Annotated in this window: 17 protein-coding genes and 2 tRNA genes; 8 read left to right on the top strand and 11 right to left on the bottom strand. The window is 55.3% G+C overall.

All coding sequences use genetic code 11. The annotated features are described in order from the left end of the window. Positions 1–208: 208 nt before the first annotated feature. Entirely contained in the window at positions 209–1,021 is an 813-nt protein-coding gene (locus tag FHN83_RS02885; RefSeq protein ID WP_139563189.1) for a mannosyl-3-phosphoglycerate phosphatase-related protein, read from the top strand. Here the strand turns inward: FHN83_RS02885 and dgcQ are convergent. The 3 genes from dgcQ to FHN83_RS02900 form a co-directional block, all read right to left on the bottom strand. Further along, the gene (dgcQ, locus tag FHN83_RS02890; protein ID WP_139563190.1) at positions 1,003–2,676 is read right to left on the bottom strand and encodes a cellulose biosynthesis regulator diguanylate cyclase DgcQ; all 1,674 of its coding nucleotides are present in this window, start codon (positions 2,674–2,676) and stop codon (positions 1,003–1,005) included. The two genes, FHN83_RS02885 and dgcQ, sit on opposite strands and share 19 nt — an antisense overlap. A 123-nt stretch (positions 2,677–2,799) precedes the next feature. Next, on the bottom strand, positions 2,800–2,982 hold the full coding sequence (locus FHN83_RS02895; protein WP_039032543.1) for a YodC family protein: 183 nt from the start codon (positions 2,980–2,982) through the stop codon (positions 2,800–2,802). 78 nt (positions 2,983–3,060) lie between these two features. Then, positions 3,061–3,978: a DUF808 domain-containing protein gene (locus tag FHN83_RS02900; protein WP_139563191.1), complete on the bottom strand. Its 918-nt coding sequence runs from the start codon at positions 3,976–3,978 to the stop codon at positions 3,061–3,063. Between the two features lie 177 nt (positions 3,979–4,155). Between FHN83_RS02900 and yedA the strand changes: the two genes are divergently transcribed. Beyond that, the gene (yedA, locus tag FHN83_RS02905) at positions 4,156–5,070 is read left to right on the top strand and encodes a drug/metabolite exporter YedA (RefSeq protein WP_039032541.1); all 915 of its coding nucleotides are present in this window, start codon (positions 4,156–4,158) and stop codon (positions 5,068–5,070) included. Here the strand turns inward: yedA and FHN83_RS02910 are convergent. The 4 genes from FHN83_RS02910 to drpB are packed head-to-tail and all read right to left on the bottom strand — an operon-like array spanning position 5,042 to position 8,006. Beyond that, entirely contained in the window at positions 5,042–5,533 is a 492-nt protein-coding gene (locus FHN83_RS02910; protein WP_139563192.1) for a very short patch repair endonuclease, read from the bottom strand. The genes yedA and FHN83_RS02910 overlap by 29 nt on opposite strands. After that, positions 5,514–6,947 (bottom strand): DNA cytosine methyltransferase, encoded by a 1,434-nt coding sequence (locus FHN83_RS02915; RefSeq protein WP_171029957.1) that lies wholly within the window; start codon positions 6,945–6,947, stop codon positions 5,514–5,516. The genes FHN83_RS02910 and FHN83_RS02915 overlap by 20 nt, the downstream gene beginning before the upstream one ends. A gap of 49 nt (positions 6,948–6,996) precedes the next feature. Then, complete coding sequence (locus FHN83_RS02920; RefSeq protein WP_139563193.1) at positions 6,997–7,692, bottom strand: phosphohydrolase; 696 nt, start codon at positions 7,690–7,692, stop codon at positions 6,997–6,999. Positions 7,693–7,733: 41 nt separating this feature from the next. Next, on the bottom strand, positions 7,734–8,006 hold the full coding sequence (drpB, locus tag FHN83_RS02925) for a cell division protein DrpB (protein ID WP_039032537.1): 273 nt from the start codon (positions 8,004–8,006) through the stop codon (positions 7,734–7,736). A gap of 646 nt (positions 8,007–8,652) precedes the next feature. Here drpB and FHN83_RS02930 point away from each other — a divergent pair. From FHN83_RS02930 to FHN83_RS02950, 5 genes are all read left to right on the top strand, one after another. Continuing rightward, on the top strand, positions 8,653–9,714 hold the full coding sequence (locus tag FHN83_RS02930; protein WP_139563194.1) for a porin: 1,062 nt from the start codon (positions 8,653–8,655) through the stop codon (positions 9,712–9,714). Between the two features lie 133 nt (positions 9,715–9,847). After that, complete coding sequence (locus FHN83_RS02935; protein ID WP_139563195.1) at positions 9,848–11,461, top strand: sensor histidine kinase; 1,614 nt, start codon at positions 9,848–9,850, stop codon at positions 11,459–11,461. After that, complete coding sequence (dcuR, locus tag FHN83_RS02940) at positions 11,458–12,183, top strand: two-component system response regulator DcuR (RefSeq protein WP_139563196.1); 726 nt, start codon at positions 11,458–11,460, stop codon at positions 12,181–12,183. The genes FHN83_RS02935 and dcuR overlap by 4 nt, the downstream gene beginning before the upstream one ends. Positions 12,184–12,402: 219 nt before the next feature. Next, the gene (gene mtfA / locus FHN83_RS02945; RefSeq protein ID WP_139563197.1) at positions 12,403–13,200 is read left to right on the top strand and encodes a DgsA anti-repressor MtfA; all 798 of its coding nucleotides are present in this window, start codon (positions 12,403–12,405) and stop codon (positions 13,198–13,200) included. Positions 13,201–13,300: 100 nt separating this feature from the next. Further along, positions 13,301–13,376: transfer RNA gene (locus FHN83_RS02950), tRNA-Asn, on the top strand. Positions 13,377–13,449: 73 nt separating this feature from the next. On the opposite strand, the gene FHN83_RS02955 is transcribed toward FHN83_RS02950, so the two are convergent. From FHN83_RS02955 to nac, 3 genes are all read right to left on the bottom strand, one after another. Beyond that, a complete protein-coding gene (locus FHN83_RS02955) occupies positions 13,450–13,752 on the bottom strand; it encodes a helix-turn-helix domain-containing protein (protein ID WP_039030217.1) in 303 nt (100 codons plus the stop codon). A gap of 282 nt (positions 13,753–14,034) precedes the next feature. After that, positions 14,035–14,985: an HTH-type transcriptional regulator Cbl gene (cbl, locus tag FHN83_RS02960; RefSeq protein ID WP_139563198.1), complete on the bottom strand. Its 951-nt coding sequence runs from the start codon at positions 14,983–14,985 to the stop codon at positions 14,035–14,037. Positions 14,986–15,081: 96 nt separating this feature from the next. Further along, positions 15,082–15,999, bottom strand: a complete 918-nt coding sequence (gene nac / locus FHN83_RS02965; protein WP_039030219.1) for a nitrogen assimilation transcriptional regulator NAC — start codon at positions 15,997–15,999, stop codon at positions 15,082–15,084. 319 nt (positions 16,000–16,318) lie between these two features. Here nac and FHN83_RS02970 point away from each other — a divergent pair. Beyond that, positions 16,319–16,394 (top strand) — tRNA-Asn (locus tag FHN83_RS02970). A gap of 74 nt (positions 16,395–16,468) precedes the next feature. Here FHN83_RS02970 and FHN83_RS02975 read toward each other — a convergent pair. Further along, positions 16,469–16,996: a fimbrial protein gene (locus FHN83_RS02975; protein WP_039030220.1), complete on the bottom strand. Its 528-nt coding sequence runs from the start codon at positions 16,994–16,996 to the stop codon at positions 16,469–16,471. Positions 16,997–17,009: the final 13 nt, after the last annotated feature.

Genomic DNA, 17,009 nt, shown 5'->3' on the forward strand with positions numbered 1-17,009 from the left:
CGGGTAAACATTATCTGCAAAATTTTTGCAAGACAAGGAAATATTCTTCACATTTATAGTTACCGGGCGAAATTAAAATATTAGTTATGGTTCCACAACACGCGTGGGGCGCGGGGTGCGCGGGATCGGTTCCAGACGTAAACCGTTTTAGCGAATTTGCTTTTAAGAAAAATCCTATAAAAGGCCTTTATCAGTTACGGGAGATGCTATGCCTTCACTTGACGATCCGCTGCTCATTTATAGCGATCTGGACGGCACATTGCTGGACATTCACACCTATGACTGGCAGCCCGCGCTTGGCTGGCTGGAGAAGTTACGGGACAACCAGATCCCGGTGATCCTCTGCAGCAGTAAAACCGCGGCGGAGATGCTGGAGATCCAGAGCGACCTGGGCCTGGATGGCCTGCCCTTTATTGCGGAAAACGGCGCGGTGATCCAGCTGGACGTGCGCTGGAACGACCATCCCGACGCCCCACGGTTAATCACCGGCGCTGCCCATACCGACATCGTTAACGTCATTAACCAGCTGCGCGACCGGGAGGGTTATAAATTCACCACCTTTGATGATGTGGATGAGCGGGTGATTAGTGAATGGACCGGGCTTAACCGCGAGCGCGCGGCGCTGGCGAAGCTGCATGAAGCCTCGGTGACCCTTATCTGGCGCGACAGCGACGAGAGAATGGCCGCCTTTGACGATGCGCTGGCCGGGCTGGGGCTGAAGTTTGTGCAGGGCGCGCGGTTCTGGCATGTTCTGGATGAGCGCGGCGGCAAAGACCAGGCGATTAACTGGCTTAACGAGCAGTACCTGCAGCGCGAAGGCGCGCTCCCCACTACCCTCGGCCTGGGGGACGGCCCCAACGACGCCCCGCTGCTGGATAGCGTCGATTACGCCGTGGTGGTCAAAGGCATTAATCGCCAGGGCGTGGCGCTAAAAAACGACGACCCGGCGCGGGTCTACCATACCCACCAGCCCGGCCCTGCCGGATGGCGTGAAGGGCTGGATCACTTCTTCTCGTCCTGACCCACTACCTGGTTGCGTCCTCGCTGCTTCGCCTCGTAGAGACGGGCGTCGGCGATGGACTGCAGCTGTTCAAAATCGTAATTCCCGCTTTCCTGCGCGCTGCTGACGCCAATCGACACGCTGACGCGGGTCGTCTGGCTCTTTTTCACCAGGATCTCCCGGCGATTGATGCGCTCGCGAATGCGCTGGGCAATCACCATCGCCTGTACCGGGCCGGTGTCCGGCAGCACCACGCAGAACCCCTCTCCCCCAACCCGACCGGCGACATCGCGCTCCCGTATCGTACGGGTGATCAATCCGGCCGCATGGGTCAGCACTTTATCCCCCACCTGGTGACCAAACCGGTCGTTGACGCTTTTGAAGTGATCAAGATCCATCTGCAATACCGAGTAAGGCTGCTTATGCTGTTCACAACGCTTCGCCAGCGCTTTCGCGCGCTCAAACAGCGCACCACGGTTATTGATGCGCGTCAGGGGGTCGTGCCAGGCCTGCCACTGGAGCGAGTGCTGCAGGCGGTACATATTGCTGACCATCCGGCGGATCACAATCCAGGAAACGACCAGCATGCCGGTGAACAGCAGCCACAGCAGCGCCAGGGCGATAGTAATACTGCCAAAATCGCCGTTGGCCCCTTCCCTCAGGGTATGGATGCGCAACACCACGCCATCGAAGTGATCCAGATGCTGCCAGTTGACGTAGCGGCTCCCCAGACGGAGATCCCCTTCGGTATCTTTTTCCAGCGCAGCGGCGATTTGCGCCCGCTCACGCTCGTCAAAATGGTTCACATCGTCGGCATTGCTCTCTGAGGTGACGAGCAGGTTAAAACCGTTGTCGTAAAGCTGGAACTCCCCTTCACCGTTGCCGTCTACCGCATCCTGCAGCAATTTTTTGAGCCCGGTAAGGGTAAAGTCTATTCCCAGCGCGCCGTACCAGTAGTGCTGATAATCGACCGGTACGCTGACGGTAACGGTGCCCTCCTCCGCCCCCTGGGTAAACCAGCGCACGCTGCGGGTCCGGTTCTCACGTTCCGACTGGCCGGTGTACCACGGGCGTGTTACCAGCTGGTAATAGCGGGAGATAATGTCATTGCCCCAGTCTGCAGGTTCCGTCGAGACGTAAAACCCGGCGCGGGAGACATAGACCACGCGCTTTGCGTGTGCCGCAGGCGCGTCGATTCGCAGCAAATAGCCCATTTCGAAGGCGGCGCTCAGCTCTCTTTCTAGCCGTTCTTCGTCGCGTATCAGGCTGGTGGTTTGCCGCACAAAGGCATCAGAAACGCCGTTTAGCGGTAAGGTGCGCCGCACGTCAAACGTCAGCTGCCAGAAGGGTTTTCCCTGCAGATCTCTAAAATGGGAGACAGTATTGTGTAGCACCGTGGAGGCCAGCGGGGTTTCAAGGGCGTCGCGCATGCCGTTGCGAAAAAACAGCAGTTTTTCAACGCTGAATTCAAGCTGGCGATCCAGTGAATTGACCACTGTCTCCAGATGATTTTTCTGGCTGGCGGCGTAGGCATCCTCCAGCACCACAGCCTCACGCCAGGTCAGCAGCGTGGAGAAGATGAGGACGGCAATAAAGCATATATTAACAACCCGGCCCGGATGAAAACGGTGTCGCGCCGAAAAAGCGTCTTTTCCTGAAACGTTATCGTGCTCCACACACTCTCCATGAAAGCCAACTCTGCCATCCGCATGACATTAACGCCTGGCGGGTTTGCAATGCTACTGCTGTTGGCGATTATAGCGAACAAAAACGCCCGGCAGTGCCGGGCGTAGCGTGACTTAAGCCATATCCTGTCGCCGGGTGCCGTCACCATGCTGAAGCTCATCTTCACGAAACGCTTCCTGCTTGATGCCGTAACCGTCGTACCAGCGACACTCCACCATTCCGCTTGCATAGCCGGTGACGACCATACGTGGACCGCCGTTTTTAGGCTTAACTTCATCGCTGACCAGAAAGACCATAACCGCCTCCTTTATCAGTGTGAAACTGTATCAATTTAGTCGAGGAATAGAAGTTATGCCTGGTATAGACGCAGCCTATTAATGTGAGCGACCTCGCATTTTTTCGACAACTTTCACTACCGCTACGACGATCAGACCAATGATAAAGCCCAGCACCAGATTCAGTAACGTCGGTAAAATGGCCGCGATAACAGCGCCTTGCGCCCCGGCGAAGTGCTCAATGGCATGATGCAGCGGGGCGATACCGTGTACCACAATCCCGCCGCCGACCAGGAACATCGCCAGGGTGCCAATCACCGATAATGACTTCATCAGCCAGGGGGCAATTACCAGCAGTGCCTTGCCGATCCCCTGTGCCAGCGCGCTGGTTTTCTCGCTCAGCCAGTAGCCGATATCGTCCAGTTTGACGATCAGCCCCACCAGTCCGTAAACCCCGATGGTAACCAAAATGGCGATGCCGGAGAGCACCAGCACCTGATTCAGCAGCGGCGCGTCCGCCACGATCCCGAGGGTAATAGCGACAATTTCCGCCGACAGAATAAAGTCGGTACGGATAGCCCCCTTCACTTTATCGCGCTCGAAAGCGACAGGATCTTTGGCGGCCAGCGCTTCCAGACGCTGTTGCCGCGCGGCCGGGCTCTCCTTCTCCTTGTCTTTACGCGATGCGATAGTGTGGAGGATCTTCTCTGCCCCTTCAAAACAGAGAAACGCCCCGCCAATCATCAACAGGGGCGTAATGGCCCAGGGGATAAAGGCGCTGATCAGCAGCGCCAGCGGCACCAGGATCACCTTATTGATAAAGGATCCCTTCGCCACGGCCCAGACCACCGGCAGCTCGCGGTTGGCGCGCACGCCCGTGACCTGTTGAGCGTTGAGGGATAAGTCATCCCCCAGCACGCCCGCGGTCTTTTTCGCCGCCAGTTTTCCCATCAGTGAAATATCATCCAGCAGCGTGGCGATATCATCGAGCAGTGTTAATAAGCTACTTCCCGCCAAAATAACGTTCCTTTTTTTTGTTAATTACCACAACAGTATGGAGTAAAACCGCGAACCCCGAAACCATCCCGATTAAGTCAACAAATTATTCACATCTGCGACACAATTAAAGGACTCGCCAGCGTGATAGTTTTCACGTTAACTATATGCGACCTTTTTATTACGCCGTGAGGGAGTATGCGTTTCAGGCAAGTATTACCATTAGCGGGCGCGCTGTTCGCGCTCTATATCATCTGGGGTTCTACCTACTTCGTGATCCGCATCGGGGTGGAGAGCTGGCCGCCACTTATGATGGCGGGGGTGCGCTTTCTCTCTGCGGGCGCGCTGCTGCTGGCGTTTCTGTTCCTGCGTGGCCATAAGCTGCCGCCCCTGCGTCCGTTGCTCAATGCTGCCCTGATTGGCGTCCTGCTGCTGGCGGTGGGTAACGGCTTTGTCACCGTCGCCGAACATCAGAACGTGCCGTCCGGGATCGCCGCGGTCGTCGTGGCGACCGTGCCGCTGTTCACTCTCTGCTTTAGTCGTCTGTTTGGCATCAAAACGCGCAAGCTGGAGTGGCTGGGGATCGCCATCGGCATGGCGGGCATTATTCTGCTCAACAGCGGCGGCAACCTGAGCGGTAATCCGTGGGGCGCGGTGCTAATCCTGATTGGCTCGATGAGCTGGGCGTTTGGTTCGGTCTACGGCTCGCGTATTGCGTTGCCGACCGGGATGATGGCCGGGGCCATTGAGATGGTAACCGCCGGGATCGTACTGCTGACGGCGTCCGTGCTGTCGGGAGAGAAAATGACCGCCCTGCCCGACCTGTCGGGATGGCTGGCGGTGGGCTATCTGGCGATTTTCGGCTCGGTGATCGCGATTAACGCCTACATGTTCCTGATCCGCAACGTCTCACCGGCGGTCGCCACCAGCTATGCCTATGTGAACCCGGTGGTGGCTGTCCTGCTGGGCACGGGCCTCGGCGGGGAATCGCTTTCGAGCATAGAGTGGCTGGCGCTGGGGATTATCATAATGGCCGTGGTGCTGGTGACCCTCGGCAAGTATCTGCTCCCGGCCAAACCGGTGGTTACGCCGTGTCAGGCGGAGAAACCCTGAGCGGGCGAATGCCCTGAGTGTCGATCTGCGCGGTTTTGCCGCCGCTGCAGATCCACTCCTCCAGCCGCTCTATAAGCGCCCTGTCATCCAGCTTCATTCTTCCGCGCAGCGCGCACTCCCACACCACCAGTACCCGCCAGCCCTGCTCCTGCAACAACGTGATATCCCGCGCGTCGCGCGCCACGTTTTTGCCAATTTTATCCAGCCAGAAATCGGTGCGGGTCGCGGGCACTTTAAACAGGTAGCAGTCGTGGCGATGCCAGAAACAGCCGTGGGTGAAGATCACGCATTGGCCGCTATCGATAACAAAATCAGGTCGTCCGGGAAGCGCGGCGTCCTGCACGCGAAACTCAAACCCGACCTCCGTGAGCAGACCCGCCAGCCGTTTCTCGATAGCGGTGTCCCGCGTACCGATGGCACGCATGTTTTTACTGCGCGTGGCCTTATTGTGAACGTCCGCCATTCGCGGCCCCGGTTTTGCGTTGTTCTACTGCCTGCAGAATACGCGACTCCAGCAAGCGTGCCACGGCGGCAAACGCCGGAACCACCACCGAGTTACCAAACTGGCGATAGGCCTGGGTGTCCGATACCGGAATGCGGAAGCTGTAGCCCTGCGGAGTTTCAAAGCCCATCAGGCGCGCGCATTCGCGTGGCGTCAGGCGGCGCGGACGGTGGCGCTGATTTTCGGCATCATCAAAATCGCGCTCGCCCAGGGCTTTATCCCAGCCACGGTCGATAAGGATCTCGGCGCCATCTTTGTAATAGCGTGCTGACAGGGTGCGGGCCACGCTGTGCGGATTGGTGGGATCGACCATCCCGAAGCCAAAGCCGTTGCCCTTGGCCTGATGCTTTTTGGCATAGCGATAAAGATACTTCCACAGCACCGGGGTGAGAATGAATTTGGCGTCCACCACCGGCTCGAGCAGATCGGCAATCGTCGTGCGGCGGGTCGGCCACAGTCCAGGGAGATCGCGCAGCGTAAAGTTGCCCCGCAGGTTGAGATCGCGACGAAAGCCCACCAGCACGATGCGCTCCCGGTGCTGGGGCAGGAAATGTTTGCCATCGACAATCTTCGGATCGTCCGGGCCGCTGTCCGCCGCATCCGCCACGTCATACCCCAGCTCATCCAGGGTCTGCATGATGATGCGGAACGTTTTGCCTCCGTCATGGCTCTTCAGGTTTTTGACATTTTCCAGCACGAAGATCGCCGGGCGGCGAGCGTCAATAATGCGGACCACGTCGAAGAACAGCGTCCCCTGAGTGTCGCAGGCAAACCCGTGCGCACGGCCCAGCGCGTTTTTCTTTGACACGCCCGCCAGGGAAAACGGCTGACATGGAAAGCCCGCCAGCAGCACGTCATGCTCGGGGATGTTGTCCCGAATGTGCTGCGCCGCTTCTTCGTCAGTGACGCCGCTCTGGTGGCTGAGCGTCACTTCGCGAATATCTTCGTTGAACTGATGCGCGTCAGGATCGCAATACCAGTTGGCCTTGTAGGTACGCACCGCGTGTTTGTTCCATTCGCTGGTAAACACGCACTGCCCGCCAATCGCCTCGAAGCCATGGCGGATACCACCGATCCCGGCAAACAGATCGACAAAGCGGAAAGCATAGTGAGGGTGACAGGCAGGAGGACGCGGGAGCAGGTTTTGCAGCATGCCAAATTCGCCGTCGCTGAGACGATGCCCTGCCCGCTCACTGGTCACCAGCCGCTTGAGGATCGCCGGGCTCCAGTGGCTCTCACCCTGAGCATTCAGAAGATGGGCCAGGGTTCTGGCATCGTAAATTTCCAGCAGTTGGCACAATAACGCCTGAACGGACGCCGTTGATTTTACTGCCAGCAAAGGCGCGGATTCCGTCACTGATACATTTTCCTGCATACATTTAACCGGACCAAAAAGGATGTAAACAGAGTAACACAGAAAGGCCTTACAGACCCTCCCGGAAGCGCTGTAATACCCCGCTGTCGGTGCCTTCGTAATCCCCGCGCAGCTCGGCGCTGAGACGGGCCATAAACTGGATCAGAAAATCGGCGCTCTGGCGCGCCAGTTCGCGTCCGGCCGCGGTCTGCATCGTCCGGGGCAGGCGCAGCAGTTTGGTCTGGAAATGGTCCAGCGCAAACGCGCGGTCGTTCAACTCGCGCCCATCGGCAAAGGGATCGTCCGGATCGAAGAGGGGCACGCCCAGCGCGCCGGAGACGGCAAACACGCGCGCCAGACCAATGGCGCCAAGGGCTTCCAGCCTGTCGGCATCCTGCACGATTTTCGCTTCCAGGGTGTGAGGCGGGATCCCGGCGCTGAAGCTGTGCGCCTCAATCGCATGCTGAACGGCAGCGTAAAGCCGGTTGGGGAAATCCGCAAAGTATTCGCCCAGAATAGCGATCGTCTTTTCAGCGGCCAGTTGCGACGAGCGGCCCCGCTGCGGATGGTTTTTCGGCAGGCTGACAATATCGTGAAAATAACAGGCCGTCAGAATGACCAGAGCGTCAACCTGCTGGTCTTTCATCAGCCGCTGTGAGGTATTCCAGACCCGGCGAAAATGAGAAATATCATGCGCGGTATCATCGCTGGCATGATGCGCCATCAGCCAGTTTTCAAAACGTTGCTGCCACTGCACGAGTTCCATAGCGCTTTCCCTATAGTGAAAAGCCGTACAATAGCAATTATTTACTGGTCTGGCACATCACGCGGACGGGTGTACCAGGCAATACTGGCAAGGATTGCCCCCACTGCGCTTAACGCCATAAAACGTAACATCACCCCCAACAATTTACTGGATATTACACAGGGATCGTCTCCCGCCAGCGAGTCCAGAAAAGTAGTGACTTTGCCTATCACCCACAAATAGTGCATCACTGTCCAGATGAAATAGCCGCAAAATGCATAAAAGACCCACAAGGCCAGTATTCCGCCAGGGCTACGTTCGCGTTTGTTTTGCATATTCCCTTCTCCTTTTATGCGATGCCGGGGCAACATTCACATCACCAATCCATATTAATAAATCAATTACATTTTATTATAAAATACACTCCCCCGTTACAGAATCCTCCTTAAAAAAAATAATTAAGTTGATCCAGCGCAATTTTATATTGATGATAATTATTAATTAATTAAAATCATTCATAAAACAAATGATTTCCACAGAAAGGCAAATAGCTAATTTCCTGCCGCCCCTGAGCCCAAGGAAATATATTCAACAAAGCGGATAAGTGTGTCATGATGCATGAGTTATGTGTTTTTTTTCGCTTCACCATAACCACCCTCAAATTACCCTTTATTTTTCCCGATATTCTTATCGGGATTTTTTTCCTTTTTTGCAGACTATTTCATCTCGCAAATACACCTCTCGGCTTCTATTCAAAATTCAAATAGATATTAATTCACAGCAGTCATGATTTCTAATAAATGATTCAACAGATATATAAATACTCATCAATTAACATTTAGAAATAATCTAAATAACTTAGTTACATTTATTTTTAAACAGTAAAAACCCGCTCTGAAATAGTATTGACCCGGTAACCCGGAGGGGGGTTGCGTATATTCATAAAGAAAATACATGAAAGGGAATATATAATGAAAAGTACTGGCAGTTCTGGTCCCCGTTTTATTGAGCGCAGGCGTGGCTAACGCGGCGGAAATTTACAATAAAAACGGCAATAAATTCGATCTGTACGGAAAGATGGTCGGTGAGCGTGTCTGGGACAAGACCGATGATAGCAACAGTGAAAACGCCGATACCTCCTATGCCCGTTTCGGCATCAAAGGCGAAACGCAAATCAGCGACCAACTGACCGGTTTCGGTCAGTTTGAGTACAACATGCCCGCCAACGCCCCGGAAGGCCAGCAGGAGCAGAGCACCCGTCTGGCGTTTGCAGGCCTGAAATTCGGCGAGTACGGCTCATTCGACTATGGCCGTAACTATGGCGTAGCCTACGACGCCGGTGCTTACACCGATATGCTCGTAGAATGGGGCGGTGATTCCTGGGTTCACACCGATAACTTTATGACCGGCCGTACCACCGGCGTGGCGACCTATCGCAACTCGGACTTCTTCGGCGCGGTTGAAGGTCTGGATTTTGCGCTGCAGTACCAGGGCAAAAACCATGATAACCAGGTGGAGAAAGCCAACGGCGACGGTTACAGCTCATCAGTTAGCTACAACTTCGATGGCTTCGGCTTTGTAGGTGTATACGGCAAATCTGACCGTACTGACAAGCAGTCTGCTGACGGCTATGGCGAGAACGCTGAAGTCTGGTCCCTGGCAGCGAAGTATGATGCAAACAACCTTTACGCAGCGGTAATGTACGGTGAAACCCGTAACATGACCTGGACCGGTGGCGATGTCGGATTTGCCAACAAAACCCAGAACGTCGAAGCCGTGGTGCAGTACCAGTTTGATTTCGGCCTGCGTCCTTCCCTGGGCTACGTCTATTCCTCAGGCAAAGATCTGGGTGAGAAGAACGGCCGTGGCGGTTTCAACGCCGATCTCGTGAACTATGTTGAACTGGGTACCTGGTACTACTTCAACAAGAACATGAACGTCTACACCGCATACAAATTTAACCTGCTGGACGAAGACGACGCGGCCCGTACCGGCGGTCACTCTGACGACCAGTTCGCGCTGGGTATCGTTTACCAGTTCTGATAGGCCGACAACAATCTGTTAAGCCCGCTGCGAAGCGGGCTTTTTGCTTTCTGCCGCCCTCCGTTTTACATCCCTTTTACAATTTAGCGCCATCAGCGATAATGCCCTCCTTTCTGTATTTACCGGAGTTTCAATGCGCGATTTGCCGCCCCTTCCCTCCACGCACAAGCGCCCAATGAAACTCAACACGCTGGTCACATTGATGGTGTACAGCGTGACGGGCGCGGTGCTGCTGGTCATTTTTGTCCTCTATTTCGCGCAAATTACCCGGGCCACCCGCGATGGCGTGCGGGATACCGCCCTGGCGGTCGCCAGGACACTGGCCGACAGCCCGGAGGTTATCCGCGGCTTGTCGCTCCCGCCGGAGAGCAACATTATTCAGCCCGTCGCCCTGGCCGTAATGCAGCGCAACAACCTGCTGTTTGCGGTTGTCACCGATATGCAAGGGATCCGCTATTCGCATCCCAACAGCACCCTGCTCGGCAAAGCTTTTATTGGCGACGATCTCCGCCCCGCGCTGGAGGATAAAGAAAATGTCGCCATCAATCACGGGGTGCTCGACGAGGCGCTGCGCGTGTTCACGCCGGTCTACAACGCACAGCATCAGCAGATTGGAGTGGTTGCGGTGGGGATCTCGCTCAATAAAGTCGAACAGCAGATAGCCCGCAACCGCTGGGATGCCATCTGGCTGGTACTGTTCAGCGCGCTACTGGGGGCGCTCGGCGCCTGGGGGCTGGTGAAAATGCTGAAGCGCGTTCTGTTCGGACTGGAACCCTGGCAAATCTCAGCCCTACTGGAACAGCGCCAGGCGATGCTGCAATCCCTGCGCGAGGGCGTCATTGCCGTGGATCAGCAGGGGCATGTGACGATGGTCAACCATGCCGCACGGCAGATCCTGAATATCAACGCCAGCAGCAATACCCTGCATGAAGCCCCGCTGCTGGCGAACCTTCGCGAGGTATTACGTAGCGGACATCCTCTTGAGGATCAGGAGATTAACTGCCACGGTCGATTGTTGCTCTGTAATACTCTGCCCGTCAAAAGCGATAATCAGCTGATGGGTGCCATCACCACTTTTCGCGATAAGACCGAAATCAGCGAACTTCTGCAGCGGCTGGACGGCATGGTGAACTATCTCGATGCCCTGCGCAGCCACTCCCACGAGTTTATGAATAAGCTGCATGTGATCCTCGGGCTGCTGCATATGAAGCAATATGCCAGACTTGAAGAGTACGTCCTGCTGACCGCCAATGCCTGGCAGAGCGATGTCGGCACGCTGCAGCGCAACGTCAAATCGCCGGTGGTCGCCGGATTTTTGCTGAGCAAAATCAACCGTGCCAGAGAACTGGGGGTTAGCCTCACACTCTCTGATGCCAGTCAGGTTCCCGATAACCCGAACGCGCAGCAGGTCGCAGGCCTGGTTACCGTGCTCGGTAATCTGATTGAAAATGCGCTTGATGCCATGGCAACGCAGTCGGAAGGGGAAATCAGTCTGCTGCTGCATTATCAGCAGGGCTGGCTGAGTGCCGAGGTGAGTGACGATGGCCCGGGTATCGCCCCTGAACATCTGCAGACCATTTTTAGCAAAGGGTTTTCCACCAAAGGTGAGAACCGGGGGGTGGGACTATTCCTCGCCCGTCAGCAAATCGAAAATCTGGGCGGGGAGATCGCCGTGGAATCTGAGCCGGGCGTGTTTACCCAGTTTTTTGTGCAACTCCCCTGGGACAGTGAAAGGAATAACGCGTGATACATGTTTTGATTGTTGATGACGATGCCATGGTGGCCGATCTTAACCGCCAGTACGTAGACCGGGTCGAGGGATTTTGCTGCTGCGGCATTGCCACTTCCGTTGCAGAGGCTGAAGCCGTACTGCACTCCCCTGCCCGACAGGTGGATCTGATCCTGCTGGATGTCTATATGCAGCGCGACAGTGGCCTGAGCCTGCTGCCGACGATCCGCGCATCCGGGCGTAAAACGGACGTCATTATGATCACCTCGGCCTCGGACGCCACCACCCTTCAAACCGCCATGCATTACGGCGTGGTGGATTACCTGATCAAACCGTTTCAGTTTCCGCGTTTTGCCGAGGCGTTGAACGGCTGGTGCAAGAAAAAACAGCTGATGGAATCGCACCAGTATTATGAGCAGGCAGACGTTGACCGACTGCTACGCGGTGGTGCGCCGGAGCTGGCGGACAGTCGTCGCCTGCCGAAAGGGTTAACCCCTCAGACACTGCGTACATTGTGCTTATGGATTGATGCCCATCCGGGGACAGAGTTCTCGACCGACTATCTGGCGAACGCAGTCAATATCTCGCGGGTATCCTGTCGCAAATACCTGATCTGGCTGGCGCAGGTCAACATTCTGCACACCAGCATTCACTATGGCGCAACCGGCCGGCCCGTCTATCGTTATCGCCTGCGTCCAGAGCAGATTGCCCTGCTCAGACAGTATTGCCACCAGGAGTAATGTCCGTAAAACAGCCTCTTCAGGCAAACATCCTGATTTAGCTCACATATATTGTTATGAGGCGGTAAAGGGCTGTTACTTCTCGTAAGCGGAATGATAAGGTAACCAGCGCACAGGAAGTCTGGTGAGAAGCGAGCAGAAATTCTGACGAGTAATCTGGCATTTTAACAGACCATAACCGTTCAATTTTGTTCAAGTAACGAGTTTGCGAGCAAAGCGATGATTAAGTGGCCCTGGAAATCGAATGAATCCGCCCGAAGCGCGGCGCTGCCGTGGGAAGAGGCGCTGGCGATCCCCGTTCTGTCCACTTTATCGGATGAGGATAAATCGCGTCTGGTACAGCTTGCCATGCGGTTCTTACAGCAGAAACGCCTGGTGCCGCTCCAGGGTTTTGAACTCGACGATCGCAAGAGCACCCGTATTGCCCTGCTCTTTTGCCTGCCGGTACTGCAGTTGGGTATCGAGTGGCTGGACGGATTCCATGAAGTGCTGATCTACCCGGCGCCGTTTGTGGTGGACGACGAGTGGGAGGATGACATCGGGCTGGTTCACAGTCAGCGAATGGTACAGTCCGGTCAAAGCTGGCAGCAGGGGCCGATTATCCTCAACTGGCTGGACATTCAGGACTCCTTCGACGCATCCGGTTTCAACCTTATCATTCATGAAGTGGCCCATAAACTGGATACCCGCAACGGCGATCGCGCCAGCGGCGTACCGTTTATCCCGTTGCGTGAAGTGGCAGGCTGGGAACACGACCTGCACGCGGCGATGAACAACATTCAGGATGAGATCGATCTGGTGGGCGAAAGCGCGGCCAGCATTGACGCCTATGCCGCCACCGATCCAGCCGAATGCTTTGCGGTGCTATCGGAATATTTCTTCAGCGCCCCCGAGCTTTTCGCCCCCCGCTTCCCGGCGCTGTGGCAGCGTTTTTGCCAGTTTTACCAGCAGGACCCGCTGCAGCGTTTGCGTGAAAATGAAGGTCCCGGCGAGGATCCCGCCACGCAAGTACACTAAATCAGCAGCCTGAGTCATAATTAATCAATTGAATCAGGGCGTTGAATTTAGTGTTGACACAAAATAGCGAGGCCATTAATATGCGCCTCGTTCACACGATTCCTCTGTAGTTCAGTCGGTAGAACGGCGGACTGTTAATCCGTATGTCACTGGTTCGAGTCCAGTCAGAGGAGCCATATTTGAGAAGCCCGCTTAAGGAAACTTAAGCGGGCTTTTTGCTTTTGCACATTTTTATCAATAAAACTCATCTCAAAGCGCAAAGCCGTAATGGGAGCCATCCGGCAGATCGACCTCCACACGCAGTTTGCCCCCTGCCGCCTCAACATAGCGTTTCAGGGTAGAAAGTTTTATATCACGCCCGGCCTTTTCCATACCCGCCACCGTCGGCTGCTTCAGGCCCAGCGCCTGAGCCATTTCGTTCTGCGTTTTATTCACTTTCTCGCGCAGTTCAGCCAGATGAATATTGAGAAGCATCTCTTCCGCCAGAACAGTGGCGGCGCTAACAACCTCTGGTTTTTCCTCTGCAAGCAGCTGCTCCAGCGTTCTGCCCATATTTTACTCCTTTCATTTACTGTTCAGATAAGCCGTTAATTCGCGATCGGCCAGCACGTTCAACCAACGATCAAACGTATCCGTCGTTTCAATCTTCCACACGAGTCCTCCCTGATAATATAGGTTAAAGCCTATATTGAAACTATCTTTTTTTACCGGGAAGGAGGAAGTGTGGCTGAGGGAAAATGGATGAGATTTCGCAAGAAACATCTTCATGCAATGTAACTGTGTTCATTGCTGGAAGCGACATAGAAAAAACCCCGCATGGCGGGGTCGTTCAGGCTATATCTGGTAGTCAATCGCCGCTTCTTCCGGCTCCATCACCTGACGTTTAATCTCATCCACCGACAGCCCGGCGTTGCAAAGTTCGATAAAGCGCCAGACATAGTTGCGCTGCAGCTGCCCCCGCTTAAGCCCAAGCCAGACGGTGTTGGCATCAAACAGGTGGCGAGTATCGAGACGTAGCAAATTCCCCTGCTCGCGCTCGCCGCCGGACTGTTCCGCCACCAGCCCGATCCCCAGCCCCAGCTCGACGTAGGTTCGGATCACGTCGGAGTCCTGGGCGCTGAGCACCACATCCGGCGTCAGCCCTTTGCGGTTAAAGGCTTCATCGATGCGGGAGCGCCCGGTGATGCCCTGGCGATAGGTGATTAATGGCCATTTGGCGATAGCCTCCAGCGTCAGCGGGGAGACCTGCGTCAGCGGATGGTCGACCGGCAGCAGCAGGCTGTGATGCCAGCGAAACCACGGGAACGCCGCCAGCAGCGGATCGTTGCTTAAGCGCTCGCTGGCGATGCCGATATCTGCCCCGCCGTTTTGCAGCAGCACTTCTATCTCCTGCGGCGTGCCCTGGATCAGCTCCAGACGCACATCCGGGAACAGCTCCCGGAAGGCCTTGATCACCGGCGGCAGGCTGTAGCGGGCCTGAGTGTGGGTGGTGGCGATGGTCAACACGCCGGAGGCATCGTTGGTGAAGAGATCAGCCAGACGGCGCACGTTGCTCGCTTCGTTCAGAATGCGTTCTGCTATGGTCAATAGCGCCTTGCCGGGCTCGGTCATCCCCAGCAGGCGTTTGCCGCGGCGAATGAAAATCTCAATGCCCAGCTCCTCTTCCAGCTCGCGGATATGGCGGCTGACCCCCGACTGGGAGGTGTAGAGCATGTTGGCGACCTCGGTCAGGTTGTAATCCCGACGGGCCGCCTCACGGATAATTTTAAGTTGCTGGAAATTCACGGTTCACTCCGGCGAATCTGACATGACGCTATTGTTAGAGTGTGCCCGTCGTGAGAACAAATAATAAAAACCCGCAACTTATACCTTTATGGAATATCAGCTCACCAGCTGTAGCTCGCGATTCTCCAGTGACGGGCGGCTCACCAGCGACATGAGAATCTCTTTTACCGCCTGTGCCTGAGGTGACAGAGAGCCGCGAGCCGAGACGTTAAGCGACAACGGCAGGCTCATCGACGGCGAGGAGATTCTCGCCATCCAGCCGTTGGCAGCACTGGAAAGCGAGCGCGCGGCGGATTCAGGCAGGACCGTTACGCCCATCCCGCTGGCAATGGCGGCGGTCAGGGTAGATATTGAGTCGATTTCACCGATGATTTTTGCCGTCAGGCGGCGCAGAGAGAATGCCTCATCGACGCGCAAACGCACGGCGCTGTAATCGCGGGGTAAGAACAGATTCATCTCTGCTACGGCGTTTAAATCCACGCTCTGTCCCGGACAATCCCGCGTGCCTACCAGAAAGAGATCTTCTTTCAATACCGGCTGGCTGGTGATCCCCGCCACAGGGGAACGATCGTATAGCACCGCCATATCCAGCTGCCCGCTGAGTAATTTATCGTTCAGCGCCGCGCCGCTGTTTTCGTGCAGGTAGACCAGCACCTCCGGTAGCTCTGCGCGCACTGCCTGTAATAACGGCATGGTCACAGACGAGGCCGCCGTGCCCGGCGCCAGCCCAATCGAGACCTGCCCGGTCAGCGTCTGGCCGACATTGCACACCGCAAGCTGCGCCTGCTCACACTGGCGCAAAATAGTGCGTGCATGTGTGTAGAGGATCTTGCCGGCTTCAGTTGGTGTTACGCCGCGTTTCGTGCGGATCAACAGCTGCTGATCGAGTTCACCTTCCAGAGTGGCCACTTGCTGGCTCAGTGCCGGCTGTGCGATATGCAACACTTCAGCAGCCTGGGTCAGGCTACCGATATCGACGATTTTTACGAAGTATTTCAGTCGTCTTAAGTTCATTTTGCCCCCTGTACGAAATGCGTTGCCGGTTCCGGCGCGAATGTACAGAAGGTTTTGCAAGATGCTTGCCAGTTTTTAAAAGAGGTCCGATATGTCCGCTAAGCGGCTGAAAATAAGGAAATCCAATTGCTGTCGCGGCTTTTGGAAGTGAAACAGCGGTTTATGATCTGCCCCATTCGGGGTATATCCGCACCAAAAACGTGCAAACCGCTGTGGAAAACGCCACTTTGCTGATTTTGTCAGCAAACGATACCAACAGGCGGGATCACCCTTTGACAAGTGCACCTGACGTCGATAATATGCGCCCCGTTCACACGATTCCTCTGTAGTTCAGTCGGTAGAACGGCGGACTGTTAATCCGTATGTCACTGGTTCGAGTCCAGTCAGAGGAGCCATATTTAAGAAGCCCGCTTAAGGAAACTTAAGCGGGCTTTTTGCTTTGGTATCGACAGCGCCGACACCATCGGTTTCACTGATACTCGAAAGAGGCCACAATCGCTGAGGAGACATCGCCAGGCATAACTTTACCTGCCTTCGAATAGACACGCGCCTGAAGCTTAAAGGTTGTATTCCCCTCTTCAACGGCACCAATTAATGAGCTGTTATTGCTCAAAATGGCTCCCGTAGATTGCTGGGATAACTCAACTGCGGTATTGGCAGCAGCTTGAGCCGCGTTGTTTGCCCACAGCGTCGCATCTGTGCCGTCCGGGTTGCCAGTAAACGTCACTTTTACGTTAGTGGTACTAGCCGGACAACCGGTCACCGGTAAATCAAAGGTCTTCATTGCTGAACCCGAGCCTGCCCCTTCAAAAGAGGAAGCCTGGAGGGATTGGCCCAGGTCAACGTTTAACGCATCGGAACCACCATTTAATGTAGTACAAGGAGAAGCAATTACTCTCCCGGTAATGTTGATATTAACGCTATCTGCCGCATAAATATTACCCGCAAAAAGTACAGCAGAAATAGATGCGGTCAGATAACATAAACTTTTTTTCATTTTAGCCCACCTT

The sequence above is a fragment of the Leclercia adecarboxylata genome, from assembly GCF_006171285.1.
GTDB classification, from domain to species: domain Bacteria; phylum Pseudomonadota; class Gammaproteobacteria; order Enterobacterales; family Enterobacteriaceae; genus Enterobacter; species Enterobacter barmai.

Coding starts and splice junctions, on each gene's coding strand:
- nac (WP_039030219.1), bottom strand. CDS start 15,999: ATGAACTTAAGACGACTGAAATACTTCGTAAAAATCGTCGATATCGGT.
- FHN83_RS02885 (WP_139563189.1), top strand. CDS start 209: ATGCCTTCACTTGACGATCCGCTGCTCATTTATAGCGATCTGGACGGC.
- FHN83_RS02915 (WP_171029957.1), bottom strand. CDS start 6,947: ATGCAGGAAAATGTATCAGTGACGGAATCCGCGCCTTTGCTGGCAGTA.
- FHN83_RS02920 (WP_139563193.1), bottom strand. CDS start 7,692: ATGGAACTCGTGCAGTGGCAGCAACGTTTTGAAAACTGGCTGATGGCG.
- drpB (WP_039032537.1), bottom strand. CDS start 8,006: ATGCAAAACAAACGCGAACGTAGCCCTGGCGGAATACTGGCCTTGTGG.
- FHN83_RS02895 (WP_039032543.1), bottom strand. CDS start 2,982: ATGGTCTTTCTGGTCAGCGATGAAGTTAAGCCTAAAAACGGCGGTCCA.
- mtfA (WP_139563197.1), top strand. CDS start 12,403: ATGATTAAGTGGCCCTGGAAATCGAATGAATCCGCCCGAAGCGCGGCG.
- FHN83_RS02910 (WP_139563192.1), bottom strand. CDS start 5,533: ATGGCGGACGTTCACAATAAGGCCACGCGCAGTAAAAACATGCGTGCC.
- FHN83_RS02955 (WP_039030217.1), bottom strand. CDS start 13,752: ATGGGCAGAACGCTGGAGCAGCTGCTTGCAGAGGAAAAACCAGAGGTT.
- FHN83_RS02975 (WP_039030220.1), bottom strand. CDS start 16,996: ATGAAAAAAAGTTTATGTTATCTGACCGCATCTATTTCTGCTGTACTT.
- FHN83_RS02935 (WP_139563195.1), top strand. CDS start 9,848: ATGCGCGATTTGCCGCCCCTTCCCTCCACGCACAAGCGCCCAATGAAA.
- yedA (WP_039032541.1), top strand. CDS start 4,156: ATGCGTTTCAGGCAAGTATTACCATTAGCGGGCGCGCTGTTCGCGCTC.